At 75.1% G+C, this 15,972-nt stretch carries 16 protein-coding genes; 10 read left to right on the top strand and 6 right to left on the bottom strand.

Annotated features, from left to right (window positions below):
• Nucleotides 1–2,595, bottom strand: a complete 2,595-nt coding sequence (locus ACI794_RS12850; RefSeq protein WP_456616545.1) for a molybdopterin oxidoreductase family protein — start codon at nucleotides 2,593–2,595, stop codon at nucleotides 1–3.
• 148 nt (nucleotides 2,596–2,743) lie between these two features.
• On the opposite strand from ACI794_RS12850, the gene ACI794_RS12845 reads away from it, so the two are divergent.
• The 8 genes from ACI794_RS12845 (at nucleotide 2,744) to ACI794_RS12810 (ending at nucleotide 8,953) form a co-directional block, all read left to right on the top strand.
• Nucleotides 2,744–3,538, top strand: coding sequence for a TetR/AcrR family transcriptional regulator (locus ACI794_RS12845; protein WP_456616544.1), 795 nt, complete (start codon nucleotides 2,744–2,746; stop codon nucleotides 3,536–3,538).
• A 135-nt stretch (nucleotides 3,539–3,673) separates the two neighbouring features.
• Entirely contained in the window at nucleotides 3,674–4,480 is an 807-nt protein-coding gene (locus ACI794_RS12840) for a DUF2382 domain-containing protein (RefSeq protein WP_456603289.1), read from the top strand.
• Nucleotides 4,481–4,573: 93 nt separating this feature from the next.
• Nucleotides 4,574–5,191 (top strand): hypothetical protein, encoded by a 618-nt coding sequence (locus ACI794_RS12835; protein WP_456603288.1) that lies wholly within the window; start codon nucleotides 4,574–4,576, stop codon nucleotides 5,189–5,191.
• 122 nt (nucleotides 5,192–5,313) lie between these two features.
• Entirely contained in the window at nucleotides 5,314–5,976 is a 663-nt protein-coding gene (locus ACI794_RS12830) for an N-acetyltransferase (protein ID WP_456603287.1), read from the top strand.
• Between the two features lie 40 nt (nucleotides 5,977–6,016).
• On the top strand, nucleotides 6,017–6,916 hold the full coding sequence (locus tag ACI794_RS12825; protein WP_456616543.1) for an alpha/beta hydrolase fold domain-containing protein: 900 nt from the start codon (nucleotides 6,017–6,019) through the stop codon (nucleotides 6,914–6,916).
• A gap of 119 nt (nucleotides 6,917–7,035) precedes the next feature.
• A complete protein-coding gene (locus ACI794_RS12820) occupies nucleotides 7,036–7,431 on the top strand; it encodes a YciI family protein (protein ID WP_456603285.1) in 396 nt (131 codons plus the stop codon).
• Nucleotides 7,432–7,436: 5 nt separating this feature from the next.
• Nucleotides 7,437–8,675 (top strand): RNA polymerase sigma factor, encoded by a 1,239-nt coding sequence (locus tag ACI794_RS12815; protein WP_456616542.1) that lies wholly within the window; start codon nucleotides 7,437–7,439, stop codon nucleotides 8,673–8,675.
• Nucleotides 8,672–8,953 (top strand): DUF1905 domain-containing protein, encoded by a 282-nt coding sequence (locus ACI794_RS12810; protein ID WP_456603283.1) that lies wholly within the window; start codon nucleotides 8,672–8,674, stop codon nucleotides 8,951–8,953. Before ACI794_RS12815 ends, ACI794_RS12810 begins: the two co-directional genes overlap by 4 nt.
• Here ACI794_RS12810 and arfB read toward each other — a convergent pair.
• Genes arfB through yidD form a run of 3 tightly spaced genes read right to left on the bottom strand, consistent with a single transcriptional unit; the run spans nucleotide 8,950 to nucleotide 10,944 of the window.
• The gene (arfB, locus tag ACI794_RS12805) at nucleotides 8,950–9,390 is read right to left on the bottom strand and encodes an alternative ribosome rescue aminoacyl-tRNA hydrolase ArfB (protein WP_456603282.1); all 441 of its coding nucleotides are present in this window, start codon (nucleotides 9,388–9,390) and stop codon (nucleotides 8,950–8,952) included. The two genes, ACI794_RS12810 and arfB, sit on opposite strands and share 4 nt — an antisense overlap.
• A gap of 23 nt (nucleotides 9,391–9,413) precedes the next feature.
• Nucleotides 9,414–10,418, bottom strand: coding sequence for a hypothetical protein (locus tag ACI794_RS12800; protein WP_456616541.1), 1,005 nt, complete (start codon nucleotides 10,416–10,418; stop codon nucleotides 9,414–9,416).
• A 31-nt stretch (nucleotides 10,419–10,449) separates the two neighbouring features.
• Nucleotides 10,450–10,944, bottom strand: coding sequence for a membrane protein insertion efficiency factor YidD (gene yidD, locus ACI794_RS12795; protein WP_456603280.1), 495 nt, complete (start codon nucleotides 10,942–10,944; stop codon nucleotides 10,450–10,452).
• 32 nt (nucleotides 10,945–10,976) lie between these two features.
• On the opposite strand from yidD, the gene mmuM reads away from it, so the two are divergent.
• Entirely contained in the window at nucleotides 10,977–11,885 is a 909-nt protein-coding gene (mmuM, locus tag ACI794_RS12790; protein WP_456616540.1) for a homocysteine S-methyltransferase, read from the top strand.
• Between the two features lie 80 nt (nucleotides 11,886–11,965).
• On the opposite strand, the gene ACI794_RS12785 is transcribed toward mmuM, so the two are convergent.
• Both ACI794_RS12785 and ACI794_RS12780 read right to left on the bottom strand, forming a co-directional pair.
• A complete protein-coding gene (locus tag ACI794_RS12785) occupies nucleotides 11,966–12,823 on the bottom strand; it encodes an SDR family oxidoreductase (protein ID WP_456603278.1) in 858 nt (285 codons plus the stop codon).
• A gap of 216 nt (nucleotides 12,824–13,039) precedes the next feature.
• A complete protein-coding gene (locus tag ACI794_RS12780; protein ID WP_456603277.1) occupies nucleotides 13,040–13,183 on the bottom strand; it encodes a hypothetical protein in 144 nt (47 codons plus the stop codon).
• Nucleotides 13,184–13,339: 156 nt separating this feature from the next.
• Between ACI794_RS12780 and ACI794_RS12775 the strand changes: the two genes are divergently transcribed.
• Complete coding sequence (locus tag ACI794_RS12775) at nucleotides 13,340–15,895, top strand: DEAD/DEAH box helicase (RefSeq protein ID WP_456616539.1); 2,556 nt, start codon at nucleotides 13,340–13,342, stop codon at nucleotides 15,893–15,895.
• Nucleotides 15,896–15,972: the final 77 nt, after the last annotated feature.

Raw genomic sequence — 15,972 nt, 5'->3', positions numbered from 1 at the left:
TCAGACCTCCACCAGTCCGAGGTCGACCACCAGCTCACCGGTGACGCCCTCGGGGGCGGCGGCGTGCAGCTCGAGCACCGAGCCCCCCGGAAGGTCCTCGACCACGCGCAGCGGCACGTGCGTGTCGGCCTTCGCCCCGATCGGGAACCAGCGCACCGGCTCGCCGTCGCGTAGCAGCAGCACGTAGACCAGCTCGGCGGTCGCGTTGCCGCCGCGGAAGTACAGCGCCTGCGCGCTGCAGCCGGCGGGCACCGTGTAGCGCAGCGCCGGGTCGACGGGGCCGGGCTTGGCCAGCCCCTCCCCGGTGATCGGGAAGACGCCTTGCAGGAAGCGCGGGGTGCTCTTCACGGGGGTTCTCCTGGTCGTCGAGGAGCGGGTCGTGCGGGACGGCGGGCGCGGGACGGGGCCGACCGCGGGCCGGTGGTCCGCGGGCCGGGGCTGGGTGGTGGCCGGGGGCGGGGGGAAGCGCTCCTCCGGCCCGCCGACGCGGGTGACGGCGACGGCGCAGACCTTGAAGGGCGGCATCTTCGACGTCGGGTCGAGCGCGCCGGCGTCGGTGAGGGCGTTGGTGCCGGCCCAGTGGAACGGCACGAAGACCACGTCGGGCCGGATGGTGTCGGTCACCTGCGCGTGGAAGCGGGCGCGTCCCCGGCGGGTGGCGAGCTCGACGACGTCGTCCTGCGCGATGCCCAAGCGCCGGGCGAGGTCGGGGTGCAGCTCGGCGCGGGGTGTGGGGGCGACCAGTTGCAGGCTCCGCGTCCGCCGGGTCTGGGTGCCCGACTGGTACTGGGCCAGGACCCGGCCGGTGGTCAGCACGTAGGGGTGCTCGGCGTCGGGCCGCTCGTGCGCGTCGACGTGCTCCACGCGCAGGAAGCGAGCCCGCCCGTCGGGGGTGGCGAAGCGCTCGGTGAACAGCCGTGGCGTGCCGGGGTGGTCGTCGGCCGGGCAGGGCCAGAAGACGCCGCGCTCCTCGTCGATGCGCCGGTAGCTGATGCCCGCGTAGTCCGCCGTCCCTCCCGCGCTGGCCCGGCGCAGCTCCTCGAAGACCGTCTCCGGGTCGCCGCTGAAGTTCTGCGCGCCGAGCCGGCCGGCCAGCGTGGCGAGGAGCTGCAGGTCGTCGGGGACGCCTTCCGGCGGGTCGAGCGCCCGCCGACGGCGGATCACCCGGCCCTCGAGGTTGGTCATCGTGCCGGCTTCCTCCGCCCACATGGCGCTGGGCAGCACCACGTCGGCGAGCTCGGCGGTCTCGGAGAGGAAGAAGTCGCTGACGGCGAGGAAGTCCAGGTCGCCGAGCCGGCTGACCACCCGGCGTGCGTCGGGAGCGGAGACGGCGACGTTGGAGGCGAGCACCAGCAACGTGCGCACCCCGCCGTCGGTGCCGAGGGCGTCCAGCAGCTCGAAGGCGCTCTTCCCCGGCATCGGGAGCTCGTCGGGGTCCACGCCCCAGACGGCGGCGACGTGCGCGCGGGCGGCGGGGTCGGCCAGCGACCGGTAGCCGGGCAGCTGGTCGGCCTTCTGGCCGTGCTCGCGGCCGCCCTGCCCGTTGCCCTGGCCGGTGATCGTGCCCCAGCCGCTGCCGCGCCGGCCCGGCAGGCCGAGGGCGAGCGCGAGGTTGATCCACGCCTGCGCGGTGTCGGTGCCGCTGCGGTGCTGCTCGGCCCCGCGCGCGGTCAGGATCATCGCCTTCTCGGCGCGGGCCAGCGCGAAGACGGCGCGCCGCTGGTCGGCGACGGGCACGCCGGTGAGCCGCTCCACCCGGTCGGGCCAGTACGCCGCCACGCCGGCCCGGACCTCGTCGAAACCGGTCGTGCGGGCGGCGACGTACTCCTCGTCCACCAGGCCCTCGGCGACCGCGAGGTGCAGCAGCCCGTTGGCCAGCGCCAGGTCGGTGCCGGGCAGCGGCTGCAGGTGCAGCGCGGCACTGCGGGCGGTGGCGGTGCGGCGGGGGTCGACGACGACGTGCTGCGCGCCGCGCTCCCGGCCGGCGTCGAACCACTGCATCGCCGGCGGCATGGTGTCGGCCGGGTTGCTGCCCACCAGGACGACGACGTCGGCCTCGGCGATGTCGGAGAGCGGGAAGGGCAGCCCGCGATCCAGGCCGAAGGCGCGGTTGGCCGCCCCCGCCGCCGACGACATGCAGAACCGGCCGTTGTAGTCGATGGCGCTGGTGCGCAGGGCGACACGGGCGAACTTGCCGAACTGGTAGGCCTGCTCGTTGGTCAGGGAGCCGCCGCCGAAGCAGCCGACGGCGTCGCGGCCGTGCCGGGCCTGGGTGCGCCGGATCGCGGCGACGACCCGGTCCAGCGCCTCCTCCCACGTGGACTCGACCAGCGGGCTGGTGCGGTCGCCGGGCACCGCGCGGACCAGCGGCCGGGTGAGCCGCTCCGGGTGGTCGAGCAGGTCGGCGGCCGACCAGCCCTTGGAGCACAGCCCGCCACGGTTGGTCGGGAAGTCCAGCGGCAGCAGGGTGGCCGGGCGGTCTCCGGCGGTGACCGCCATCCCGCACTGCAGGGAGCAGTAGGGGCAGTGGGTGCTCGTCGTCCGCGAGGCCCGCCCACCGGGGGCGGTGGCGGCGGAGGGTGCGGTGGCGGACACGGGAACCAGCGTGGGGCGCGGGCGTTTCCCTTCGTGGACCCCGGCGTCAACGCTGGGTTCCGTCCCCCTCACACGGGGGGCGCCGCCCCTGTGCGGTCGCCCGCCGCGCATCATCACCGGCACGTCCCGCCGAGCGAGGGAGAGCGTGATGACCGAGCCGGACCCCGCGGCCGACCCCGACAGCCCCGAGGGACGCGGCGGTGCGGCCGCGACCGTGCCGGCCGCTCCGCCCGGTGCCGGGCGAGCGGGGCTCGACCGCCGCCGCATCCTCGGCGCGGCCGTCGAGTACATCGACGCGAACGGCCTGGGCGCGCTCACGATGCGGCGGCTCGGGGCCCACCTGGGCGTGGAGGCGATGGCGCTGTACCGCTACGTGCCCGGCCGCGAGCAGCTGCTCGACGGGGTGGTGGAGTCGGTGGTCGACGAGCTCTACGGCGACCCCGACGTGCACCTGAGCGCGGCGCACGGCTGGCAGGACTACCTGCAGCGCCTGGCGCACGGGGTCCGGCGGATCGCCCTCGCCCACCCCGAGGTCTTCCCCCTGGTCGCCACGCGGCCGCCGGCGGCCCCGTGGGTCCGCCCGCCGCTGCGCAGCCTCCGCTGGGTCGAGTCCTTCCTCGACACCCTGATCGGCAGCGGCTTCACCGAGGACGCAGCGGTCGCGGCGTACCGCGCCTACTCCAGCTTCCTCCTGGGGCACCTGCTCCTCGAGGTCTCCCAGAAGGGCGTGAAGATCAGCCCGGAGGACCGGCCCGACGGCGCGCCGGACGCCGCCGTGGGCACCGACCTCAGCGCGTATCCCACCGTCGTGCGCCTCGAGTCCCTGCTGTCCCTGGACGAGTCGGCCGCCGAGTTCGAGGAGGCGCTGGAGAACCTGCTGGGGCGGCTGGAGGTCGTGCGAGCGGAGGGCCGCACCCCGCGCCGCGGGGATCCGCGGGGCTGAGGCGCACGCCCGGGAGAACGCGGTCGGTTGTTTACAACGTAAATCTGCGGGCACCGCTCCTGGTGTCCCCACCCGCGCGACGCCGCGCGGGAGCGGGGGACCGTTCCCCCGTTCCCGGCACCCAGGAGTACGCGCATGATCACCGAGCACCAGCTGAGCGACGTCATCGGCAGCACCGCCATCGGCCCCGACGGCAAGCTGGGCACCGTCAGCGAGGTCTACCTCGACGACGAGACCGGCCGCCCCGAGTGGGCCACCGTCCGCACCGGGCTGTTCGGCACCAAGGAGGCCTTCGTGCCCCTGGCAGACGCCGACATCACCGGCGAGGAGCTGCGGGTGCCCTACGACAAGGCCAAGGTCAAGAACGCCCCGCACATCGACTCCGAGGGCCACCTCTCCCCCGCCGAGGAGACCGAGCTCTACCGGTACTACGGCCTCACCGCCGGAGGGGCCGGCACCGGCGTCCCCGGCGAGGTCACCGACACCACGCGGGCGACCACGACGACCGGCGACGCCACCCACGGCACCGTCGGCCACGACACCTCCGGGCCCACGACCGACGACGCGATGACCCGCTCGGAGGAGCAACTCCACATCGGCACCCAGCGCGTGGAGACCGGTCGCGCCCGGCTGCGCAAGTACATCGTCTCGGAGAACGTCTCCCGGACCGTGCCGGTGTCGCACGAGGAGATCCGCGTCGAGCGCGAGCCGATCACCGACGCCAACGTCGGCGACGCGCTCGAGGGGCCGGCGATCTCCGAGGAGGAGCACGAGGTCGTGCTGCGCGGCGAGCGCCCCGTCGTGGAGAAGGAGGCCGTACCGGTCGAGCGCGTCCGCCTGGACACCGAGACCGTCACCGAGCAGGCGACCGTCACCGAGCAGGTCCGCAAGGAGCAGGTGGAGCTGGACGTCGACGACACCGGCACCGGCACCCGCCGCTGACCCGGATCCCCGGCCGGCGGCATCGGGGCGCTTCCCGGCGCACCGACGCCGTCGGCCCCCGCACCCGCCGTCCCCTCCTGGAGGAGCCCAGCCATGTCCACACCCGCTTCCGCCCACGGCGACGACGCCGGCATCCGACCGGACGGCGCGCACCCCACCCGCGGCGCCGGCCGTGACGCCGTCGACGCCCAGCACTCCCGCTACGGCGGCATCAAGTGGGGCGCGGCGTTCTTCGGCTGGCTCTCCGCCAACGGCCTCGCCGTCCTGCTGGTCGCCCTGATCAGCGCCGCCGGGGTCGCTCTGGGGCTGACGCAGGGCGTCCCGTCGGTCGAGGAGGCCACCCAGCAGGCGGGCACGATCGGCATCGTCGGCGCGATCGTCCTGCTGGTCGTGCTCTTCCTCGCCTACCTGGCCGGTGGCTACGTCGCCGGCCGGATGGCGCGCTTCGACGGGGCCCGCCAGGGAATCGCCGTGTGGGTCATCGGCCTGCTCGTCGTCCTGGCGCTCGCCCTCGCCGGCGTCCTCTTCGGCTCGGAGTACAACGTGCTCCAGCAGCTGAACCTGCCGCGCATCCCGATCGACGAGGGGACCGCCACGACCGGCGGGATCATCGCCCTGGTCGCGGTCCTCGTGGTGACCCTGCTCGGCGCGATCCTCGGCGGCAAGCTCGGCGAGCGGTACCACCGGAAGGTCGACCGCGCGGGCTTCTGAACGGCCCTCCTGCCCCCCGCCACTCGCACGCTCGCGGCGGGACCCTGCAGGGGGCCGGCGCGCACGGGGGCCGTCCTACCCGGGGCGACCCCCGTCGTCGTCGGGCGTGGTGGGATCAGGGGGTGACCCCTCCAGGCCCGGTCGTCCGGCGGATCGACGACCCCGACGAGCCCGGCCCCGACGTCCGCGTCGCCGAGCAGCGCGACGTGCCGGCGATCGCCGCGACCCTCACCGTCGCCCTGGCCGACTCGCGCTGGACCCGGTGGGCACTGCCCGACGACGGCCGCATGCAGCGGCTCACCCGGCTCCACGAGCTGGACGCCGCCCACCGCGGGGTGGCCACCGGCACCGCCTGGGTGACCGAGGACCGCGATGCCGTCGCCGTCTGGGAGCCGCCGGCCGGCGCGCCCGGCACCCGCCCCCTGCCCGAAGACGTCCGGGCCGCCCTGACGCGCGAACTCCCCTACCTCTCCGCCGACCGCGCGCGGGTGGTGGCCGAGACCGAGGCGATGGTGACCGCGGCGCTGCCCGACCGGCCGCACTGGCGGCTTCGGCACCTCGGTGTCCGGCCGTCGTCCCGCCGCAGGGGGCTGGCCGCCGCCGTGCTCGCGCCGGTGCTGGTGCGCTGCGACGTCGACAGGACACCCGCCGCCGCCGCGGTGTTCGGCTGGGCCAACGTGCGCTTCTTCCGCGGCTTCGGCTTCCAGGTCACCGAGACCACCCGCACCAGCGACGACGAGCTGCCGCTGTGGGTGCTCGTCCGCGAACCGCTCTCGCTCAGCTGACCGCCGGCCGCGAGGCCGCTCCACCGACCCCGGAGGTCCCGTGCCCACTGCCGCCGGCCGCCTGCTGCCCCCGCTGCTCCGCCTGCTCCGCGCCCGGAGGGAGTTCGAGCGCCCCGAACTCATGCTGCAGGGCGTGCAGGAGCGCCTGCTGCGCCCGGCGCCGTACGGGCCACCCCGCCGGCTCGGCCCGGTGGAGGTCGTGGTGGACGTCCACCACCGGACCGGCTGGCCGGTCTACCGCGTCCTCCCCCGCGCCGGGACGCCGGACCGGGCCGCCGTCTACGTGCACGGCGGTGCCTGGGTGAACCAGATCCACCCGCTGCACTGGCGCCTGGTGGCCCGGCTCGCCGCCCGCACCGGCACGGCGATCACCGTGCCCGTCTACCCCCTGGCGCCCGTGGGGACGGCGGCGACGGTGGTGCCGCCGGTGGCCGACCTGATCGCCGCGCTGGTCGAGCGGCACGGCGCCGGGCGGGTGACCGCGATGGGCGACTCGGCCGGCGGTCAGATCGCGCTGTCGGCCGCCCTGCTGCTCCGGGACCGGGGCGTGCCTGCCCTGCACCGGACGGTGCTCATCTCCCCCGCGCTGGACCTGACGTTGGCCAACCCGGAGATCGACCTCGTGGAGCCGCAGGACCCCTGGCTGGCCCGACCCGGCACCCGGGCGGCCATCGAGCTCTGGCGGGGCGACCTGCCGCTGACCGACCCCCTGGTCAGCCCGCTGTTCGGGCAGTTCGCCGGGCTCGGTCCCCTGACCGTCTTCAGCGGCACCCGCGACATCACCAGCCCCGACACCCGGGTGCTGGTCGAGCGCGCCCGCGCGGCCGGCGTGCCGGTCGACCACCACGAGGAGGAGGGCCTGGTGCACGTGCACGCCCTGCTGCCGGTGCCCGAAGGGCGGCGGGCCCGGCGGGTGATGGCGGCCGTCCTCGCCGGCTGACGCAGCACCCCGGCGGGCCGGTCAGCGGTTCCGCTCGGGTGGTGCTGGCGCCGCCCGTGGCCGTGCTGGGAAGGTCGCGACGAGGGTGTCGATCCGGCCGCACCTCGTTCGTACAGGGGGTGAGCGACCGGCACGAGGCCGGCGCCGAACCCCAGGAGGCAGCCATGGCGCAGTACCTGCTGAACATCGTCCAGCCGGTCGGCGAGGTCCCCCCGCCGGAGGACCTCGAGCCGGTGATGAAGGAGCTCGCCGCGCTCAACGAGGAGATGCAGGCGGCGGGCGTGTGGGTCTTCGCCGCCGCGCTGCACCAGCCGGAGGCCTCGACCGTCGTCCGAGCCGAGAGCGGCGACCTGCTGATCACCGACGGCCCCTACGCCGAGACGAAGGAGTTCGTGGGTGGGTTCGACCTGATCGAGGTCGACGACCTGGACCAGGCCCTGGTCTGGGCCGGCAAGCTCGCCCGCGTCCTCGGCGGCCTGCCGGTCGAGGTCCGGCCCGTCGTCCAGGCCTTCTGACGCCGGTGCCCGACGCCGCCGCCGAGGTCGAGCGTGTCTTCCGCGAGCACCACGGCCGTGCGGTCGCCGTCCTGATCCGCCTCCTCGGGGACGTCGACGCCGCCGAGGAGGCGGTCCAGGACGCCTTCCTCACCGCCCTCGCGCGGTGGCCGGCCGACGGGGTGCCGCCCAGCCCGGCCGGCTGGATCGTCACGACCGCCCGCAACCGGGCGATCGACCGCTGGCGGCGCGAGTCCGTGCGGACCGACCGGCACGCTCAGGCCGCCTTGCTCGGCGGCGCCCCCGAGCCCGTCGAGGAGGGTCCCGTGCACGACGACCGGCTGCGGCTCGTCTTCACCTGCTGCCACCCCGCGCTGGCCGCGCCCGCCCGGGTGGCGCTCACCCTGCGGCTGCTCGGCGGCCTCACCACCGCCGAGATCGCCGCGGCGTTCCTCGTGCCCGAGGGGACGATGGCCCAGCGCCTGGTGCGGGCCAAGGCGAAGATCCGCACGGCCGGCATCCCGTACCGGGTGCCGCGCGAGGCGGAGCTGCCCGACCGGCTGCCGGCCGTGCTCGCCGTCGTCTACCTCGTCTTCAGCGAGGGGCACACCGCGACGTCCGGGGACCGGCTGGTGCGGGCCGACCTGTGCGCCGAGGCGATCCGGCTGGGCCGGCTGCTCGCCGAGCTGATGCCCGACGAGCCGGAGGTGCTGGGGCTGCTGGCGCTGATGCTGCTCACCGAGGCCCGCCGCCCGGCGCGGACCTCCGCCGACGGCGACCTCGTGCCGCTGGCCGACCAGAACCGGTCGCGGTGGGACCGCGCGCTGATCGCCGAGGGCCAGGAGCTCGTCCGGCGGTGCCTGCGGCGGGGCCGGCCGGGCCCCTACCAGCTGCAGGCGGCGATCGCCGCGGTGCACGGCGACGCGGCGACGGCCGCCGGAACCGACTGGCGGCAGGTGGTCGCGCTCTACGACCAGCTGCTGGCCCTCAGCCGGAACCCGGTCGTGGCGCTCAACCGCGCCGTCGCCGTCGCCGAGCTCGAGGGCCCCGCCGCGGGGCTGGCGCTGGTCGAGGCGCTGGAGCTGCCGCGCGAGCACCTGCTGCCCGCCGTCCTCGCCGACCTGCTGCGCCGCGCCGGGCGGCCGGCCGATGCGGTCGCGGCCTACGAGGAGGCCATCGAGCGCTGCGGCAACGAGCGCGAGCGGGCGTTCCTCCGTCGCCGGCGCGATGAGTTGTCGGTGCTGCGCCGGTCGGAGGAGGCATGAGCACCCCCACCGCCCTCGACGTCACCTTCACCGCGCCCATCGAGACGGACGGCGCGTTCCCCACCTACCTCGAGGTGCCTGACTCCGCTGAGCTGCTGGGCACCCGCCGGGCGGTCAAGGTGACCGGCACCGCCGACGGGCACGCCTTCGCGGCCACCCTCATGCCGTCGGGCAGCGGCCCGCACTGGCTGCCGCTGCGCGCGGCGATCTGCTCGGCCATCGGCAAGAGCCGCGCGGGTGAGGAGGTCACCGTGCACCTGCAGCAGCGGCTGGGCTAGTCCCAGGAGCCGCGCTGTTTCTTGAGCTGGCCCCGCTGCTTCTTGGCCTGGATCCGGCGCTCCTGCGAGCCACGGGTGGGCTTGGTGCGCCGCCGGGCCGGCGCCGGTGGGGCGAGTGCGGCGCGCAGCACCGCCGCCAGCCGATCCCGGGCGGCCTGCCGGTTGCGCAGCTGCTGGCGGTGCTCGCTCGCCGCGATGGTGAGGACGCCGTCGACCAGCCGGCCGCCGAGCCGCGAGGCGAGCCGCGCCCGCTGCGGGTCGGTCAGCCCCGGCAGGTCCAGCGGCCGCACGGAGAGCTCGACCCGGGAGTCGGCGGTGTTGACCCCCTGTCCACCGGGCCCCGAGCTGCGGGAGAACCGCCACGACTGCGCCGCCGCCGGCACGACGAGCGAACCGGTGACCGGGAGGTCACCGGAGGCGTCGTCGGTCCCGGGCACCGGCACAGTGTGGCCGACGCGGTTCAGGTACGGGACGCCAGCGGGCCCGGCGCCAGGTGCTCGGCGGTCCAGCCGGGCACCGCTCCGGCCCACGCGACGCGCTCGGCCTCGTGCACGCCGCGCAGGATCCGGCGCCAGGTCAGGGCGCGCTGCAGCGGCGCGACGTGCAGCGCCAGGTCGCACAGCTCGCGCAGCTCGGCGGCGCTGCCGTGGTCGAGCCACGGGTCGAGGTACGCGTCGCGCAGCCGGAGCAGCCCGGGGTCGCCCTGCGGCAGCCCCAGCGCCCGACCGGCGGAGCGGAGGGCGACGAGCAGGACGAGGAACGGGTGCGAGACCGAGGCGTCGCCCCAGTCGAAGAAGCGGTACGGGCGGTCACGGGCGAAGACGTTGCCGTCGTGCAGGTCGTCGTGCTGCACGCTCGCCGGGACGCCGCCGTCCGCGAGCTCCCGGCAGGCCGCCGTGTAGCCGCCGAGCCCGGCCCGCAGGCGGGCGCGCACGGCGTCGGGGAGCTCCTCCGGGCGGCCGGCCTGCTGCGCCTCGTCGTCGGCCAGGAGGTCCGCCACCAGCGCGGGCAGCCGCTCCGGGCGGTGGTCGGGCACCCCGAGGTCGACGAGCTCCTCGGCGTGCCGGGAGACCTGGGCCTGCAGGCGGGCGTGGCCGGCCAGCAACGCCGCCCAGCCGGCGAGGTCCGCGCCGGTCTCGCGCAGGGTCGGACCGCCGTCGGTCATGAGGAGCAGCCGGCGCTCCCGGTCCACCGCGAGCGGCACCAGCACCTGCTGAGGCACCCAGCGGCCGAGGGCCTCGGCGAGCACCGGCTCCTGCGCCGAACCCGGCCCCACCGCCTTCAGCCAGACGGCGTCCCCGCCGCGCAGCGGGATGCGGAAGGCGGTGGACCAGGCCCGCACGTGCGGCTGCTCGGGCTCCCCCGTGACGACCAGCCCGGCGCTGGCCAGCTGATCGGCCGCCCAGGCCAGCGCGCCGGCCCGCCACGGGGGATCCCGCCAGGTGCGCGCGCCGGTCGGGATCACCGGGCGACCGTAGGCGAGGTCCTGCTCCGGGTCAGGCCGGGACCGGGTCCGCCCCGCCGACGGCGCCGGGGCGGCAGCGTGCCAGGCGGCGCAGCGTCAGCCACGAGCCGCGCAGGGCGCCGTGGGTCTCCAGCGCCTGGATCGCGTACGCCGAGCAGGTCGGGCCGTACCGGCAGCACGGCCGGCGCCGCGGGCTGATCTCCCGCTGGTAGTAGCGGACGGCCGCGATCAACCGGGCGGCGGCGCCGCTGCCCTGCTGACCCGCCCGGATCGCCGGCAGCGAGCGGGGCGCGACCAGCAGGAGGTCCATGCCGCAGCCGATGGCGTTGGCCAGGCAGCAGCCGGTGTTGAGGAACAGCAGGTCGCGCAGGCACGAGTCGTCGCGCCGGCCGCGGCGGTAGCCGCGCGGAGGCCCGTACCCGTAGCCGGGGCCGTAGTGGCCGCCGTAGTGCCCGCGGTAGCCACCACCGCCGTAGCGGGGCCGCCGGCGCCTCGGACCCCAACCGCTGCTCCAGATGAACACCATGGGTGCGCAGGTACCGCGGGAGGATGGTCGCCATGCCTGATCTCGCCGCCGGTCTCGCCGCCACGCTCGCCACCGGCCCCGTCGTGCTGGACGGCGGGCTCTCCACCGAGCTCGAGGCCCGCGGGCACGACGTCTCCTCAGCCCTGTGGTCGGCCCGCCTGCTCCGCGACGACCCGGGGGCGGTGGTGGCCGCCCACGCCGCGTTCGCCGCGGCCGGTGCGCAGGTGGCGACGACGGCGAGCTACCAGGCGACCGTCGAGGGGTTCGCCGCCACCGGTGCGGACGCGGCCGAGGCCCGGCGGCTGATCGCGTCGTCGGTCGCGCTGGCCCGCGAGGGGCAGGGCCAGGGGTGGGTCGCGGGGTCCGTGGGCCCGTACGGCGCGATGCTGGCCGACGGGTCGGAGTACACCGGCGCCTACGTGGCCGAGGTCGGCGTCGCGGCGCTGCGCGCGTTCCACCGCCCGCGCATGGCGGTGCTCGCCGAGGCGGGGGCCGACGTGCTGGCGTGCGAGACCGTCCCCGCGGCGGCGGAGGCCGAGGCGCTGCTGCTGGAGGCGCAGGCGCTGGGGGTGCCGGTCTGGCTGTCGCTCACCACCGTCGTCGACGAGCACGGCGTGCCGCGAACGCGGCGCGGGGAGCAGGCCGCGGACGTCTTCGCCATGGCGGACGGGGTCGACGAGGTGGTCGCGGTCGGGGTCAACTGCACCGCCCCGGACGCCGTCCTGCCCGCCGTGCGCGCGGCCGCGGCGAGCGGCAAGCCGGTCGCGGCCTACCCCAACAGCGGTGAGTCGTGGGACGCCGTCGCGCGGCGGTGGACCGGGACCCCCGGGATCGCGCCGGACGCCGTCCGGGAGTGGCTGCCCGCGGGGGTGCGGCTGGTCGGCGGCTGCTGCCGAATCCGCCCCGCCGCCGTCGCCGCCCTCGCCGCGACGATCAGGTGACCTGATCACGCAGCGTCCTCCCTCACGGTGGGCGGTGAGGGAGGACGCTCCATGATCAGGTGAGCTGATCGTGGCCGGGGTCAGAGGATGGGCTTGCCTCCGGTGACGGCGATCCGCGCGCCGGAGACGTAGGACGCCTCGTCGCCGGCCAGCAGCACGTAGACCGGGGCCAGCTCGGCCGGCTGCGCGGGACGGCCCATCGGCACCTGCTGCCCGAAGCTCTCCACCTTCTCCTCGGGCATGGTCGCCGGGATCAGCGGCGTCCACACCGGCCCGGGGGCGACGCTGTTGGCGCGGATCCCCTTCTCCGCCAGCATCTGGGCCAGCGACGCGGTGAAGTTGGCGATCCCGGCCTTGGTCATGGCGTAGGCGATCAGGTTCGGGCTGGGGTTGTCGCTGTTCACCGACGACGAGTTGATGATCGACGCCCCGGGCCCCATGTGCGGCAGCGCGTCCTTGGTCAGGGTGAACATCGCCGAGAGGTTCGTGGCGAGGGTGAAGTCCCACTCCTCGTCGGAGATCTCCTCCAGCGAGTCGTGGCTCATCTGGAACGCGGCGTTGTTGACCAGCACGTCGACCCGCCCGAACTCCTCGACGGCCTTCGGGATGATCGTCTTGCAGTGCGCGCGGTCGGAGATGTCCCCCGGCACCAGCACGCACTTCTGACCGGCCTGCTCGACGTACTTCGCGGTGTCCTGCGCGTCCTCGTGCTCGGACAGGTAGGAGATGAGGACGTCGGCGCCCTCGCGCGCGAAGGCGATCGCCACGGCGCGGCCGATGCCGCTGTCCCCGCCGGTGATGACGGCCTTCTTGCCGGCGAGCTTCCCGGAGCCCTGGTAGCTCTCCTCGCCGTGGTCCGGCTTCGGCGTCATCTCGCCGAGCGTGCCGGGGGTGCTCTGCTGCTGGGCGGGCTGGGACTCGGGACGGGGCTCGGACACGGGCGTCCACCTTTCCTGGATCGGGAGCGCTCGGCACTCGGGCGCTGGTCTCACGCCCCTGCGGTGCCGTGGCGCGGCCGACCTACCCGCCCACCGCGGTCCGGAACCCCGGACACGAGCCCACCGGCCGCCTGACAGCACACGACCCGGGCGGGAGGAGAGGCGCACGTCGGTGTGCACCCCTCCTCCCTCCCGGGTCGGGAGGAGTCGTCCTGGTCAGGCGGCGCGCGCCACCGGGCTGTGGGTGGCCGCGGCGTCGAGCGGCACCCAGCGCATCTCGAGCCGTCGCCGGCCCGCCTGGTCGGTCACAACGGTCCACCGGCACTCCGGGCAGAAACGTTCGCGCATGGTCTCAGCCACCTTCCGTTCACCTGTTGTTCACCTTCCTCTCCGGTTACGGCGTATGTCACACACTCCGGGAGACCTCGTTACCGGATCGTTACCGTCCGCGGACACGGGACGCCGCCGGGCCTGGTCCGGGGAAGCAGGAGAGCGTCGGGCACGCTGGTGCACCTGATGACCACGACCGCTTCTCCTCCCCTGCTCGAGGACCCCGCCGACCTGTCCGCACTGCGCGCGACCGGCGGCGACCCCGACGCGCTCTTCGCCGCCTTCGCCGCCTGGGCCGAGGCCGGCGGCACGCCGCTGTACCCGGCCCAGGAGGAGGCGCTGATCGAGCTGGTCAGCGGCGCCAATGTCGTGCTCGCCACCCCGACCGGCTCCGGCAAGTCGCTGGTCGCCACCGGTGCCCAGTACGCCGCGCTGGCCGCCGGTCGGCGCAGCTACTACACCGCCCCGATCAAGGCGCTGGTCAGCGAGAAGTTCTTCGCCCTCTGCGGGGTCTTCGGCGCGACCAACGTCGGCATGCTCACCGGCGACGCCGCGGTCAACCGTGACGCCCCGATCATCGCCTGCACCGCCGAGGTGCTCGCCAACATCGCGCTCCGGGAGGGCAGCGAATCGGAGCACCTCGCCGACGCGCTCGTCGTCATGGACGAGTTCCACTTCTACGGCGACCCTGACCGCGGCTGGGCCTGGCAGGTGCCGCTGCTCGAGCTGCCGAAGGCGCAGTTCCTGCTGATGAGCGCCACGCTCGGCGACGTCACCTCCCTGCGGGAGGACCTGACCCGCCGCACCGGCCGGCCCACCGCGCTCGTGGCCAACGCCGTGCGGCCCGTCCCCCTGCACCACTACTACGCGACGACGCCGATGCACGAGACGATCCAGGAGCTCCTGGACACGCAGCAGGCGCCGGTCTACGTCGTCCACTTCACCCAGGCCTCGGCGCTGGAGCGCGCCCAGGCCCTGATGAGCGTCAACGTGTGCAGCAAGGAGGAGAAGGCCGCGATCGCCGAGATGATCGGCGGGTTCCGGTTCTCCTCGGCCTTCGGGACGACGCTGTCACGGCTGGTCCGCCACGGCATCGGCGTGCACCACGCGGGCATGCTGCCCAAGTACCGGCGGCTGGTGGAGCAGCTCGCCCAGGCGGGGCTGCTCAAGGTCATCTGCGGCACCGACACCCTCGGGGTGGGCATCAACGTGCCCATCCGGACCGTGGTGTTCTCCGCGCTCTCCAAGTACGACGGCACCCGCACCCGGCTGCTCCAGGTGCGCGAGTTCCACCAGATCGCCGGCCGGGCCGGCCGCGCCGGTTACGACACCGCGGGCACCGTCGTCGTCCAGGCACCGGAGCACGAGGTGGAGAACCTCAAGCAGTTCGCCAAGGTCGCCGACGACCCGAAGAAGCGCCGCAAGCTGGTGCGCAAGAAGGTGCCCGACGGCATGGTGCCGTGGAGCGAGGCGACCATGAACCGCCTGGTCGAGGGGGAGCCCGAGAAGCTGACCAGCCACATGCGGGTGACGACGGCGATGGTGCTCGACGTCGTCGACCGCCCCGGCGACCCGTTCGCGGCCATGCGCCGGCTGCTCACCGAGAACCACGAACCGCGCAAGAGGCAGCTGCGGCTGATCCGCGACGCGATCGGCATCGCGCGGTCGCTGCTGCAGGCCGGAGTCCTGGAGCGGCTGACCGAGCCCGAGCCGGACGGCCGCCGCTACGACCTGACCCTCGACCTGCCCCCGGACTTCGCGCTCAACCAGCCGCTGTCGACCTTCGCCCTCGCCGCCATCGAGCTGCTCGACCCCGGCAGCGACACCTACGCCCTCGACGTCGTCAGCGTCATCGAGGCCACCCTCGACGACCCGCGCCAGATCCTCGCCGCCCAGCTCAACAAGGCCAAGGGCGAGGCGGTCGCCCAGATGAAGGCCGAGGGGATCGAGTACGACGAGCGGATGGAGCTGCTCGAGGAGGTCAGCTACCCCAAGCCCCTGGAGGAGCTCCTCGGGCACGCCTACGACGTCTACCGGCAGAGCAACCCCTGGGCCGCGGACGCGCAGCTGTCGCCGAAGTCGGTCGTCCGCGAGATGTGGGAGCGGGCGTTCACCTTCCGGGAGTTCGTCAACACCTACGGTCTGACGCGGGCCGAGGGCGCGGTGCTGCGCTACCTCTCCGACGCGTTCAAGGCGCTGCGGTCCGGCGTGCCCGCCGCCGCGCGCACCGAGGAGGTCACCGACCTGGTCGAGTGGCTCGGCGAGCTCGTGCGCCAGGTGGACTCCAGCCTGCTCGACGAGTGGGAGCAGCTCACCAATCCGGACGACGGGGCGGTGGCCGAGGTCGCCGTCCCGGCCCGGCCGCGCCCGCTCACCGGCAACGAGCGGGCGTTCACCGCGATGGTGCGCAACGCGCTGTTCCGGCGGGTCGAGCTGTGGGCGCGCCGGCGCTGGTACGACCTGGGCGAGCTGGACTCCGGCTCCGGCTGGGACGCCGAACGATGGGGCGAGGTGGTGCAGGCCTACTTCGCCGAGCACGACGAGGTGCGGACCGGAGCCGACGCGCGCGGGCCGGCGCTGCTGATCTGGGACAAGCGCCCCGGCACCTGGCACGTGCGGCAGATCCTCGACGACCCCGAGGGCAACCACGACTGGGGTTTCGACGTCGAGGTGGACCTGGAGGCCTCCGACGAGGAGGGCGCGGCGGTGATCCGCCTGGTCGACGCCGGCCGCAAGGACTAGTCGGCTCCTCGTGGCCGGGACCGGGTGCCACCGAGCGCCCAGCCGGCACAGCGGGACTGGTCACTCCGCGTCATCGG

The sequence above is a fragment of the Blastococcus sp. SYSU DS0541 genome (assembly GCF_054050875.1).
The sequence above is the reverse complement of the archived record's forward strand: the minus strand, read 5'-3'. Positions and strand labels throughout refer to the sequence as shown.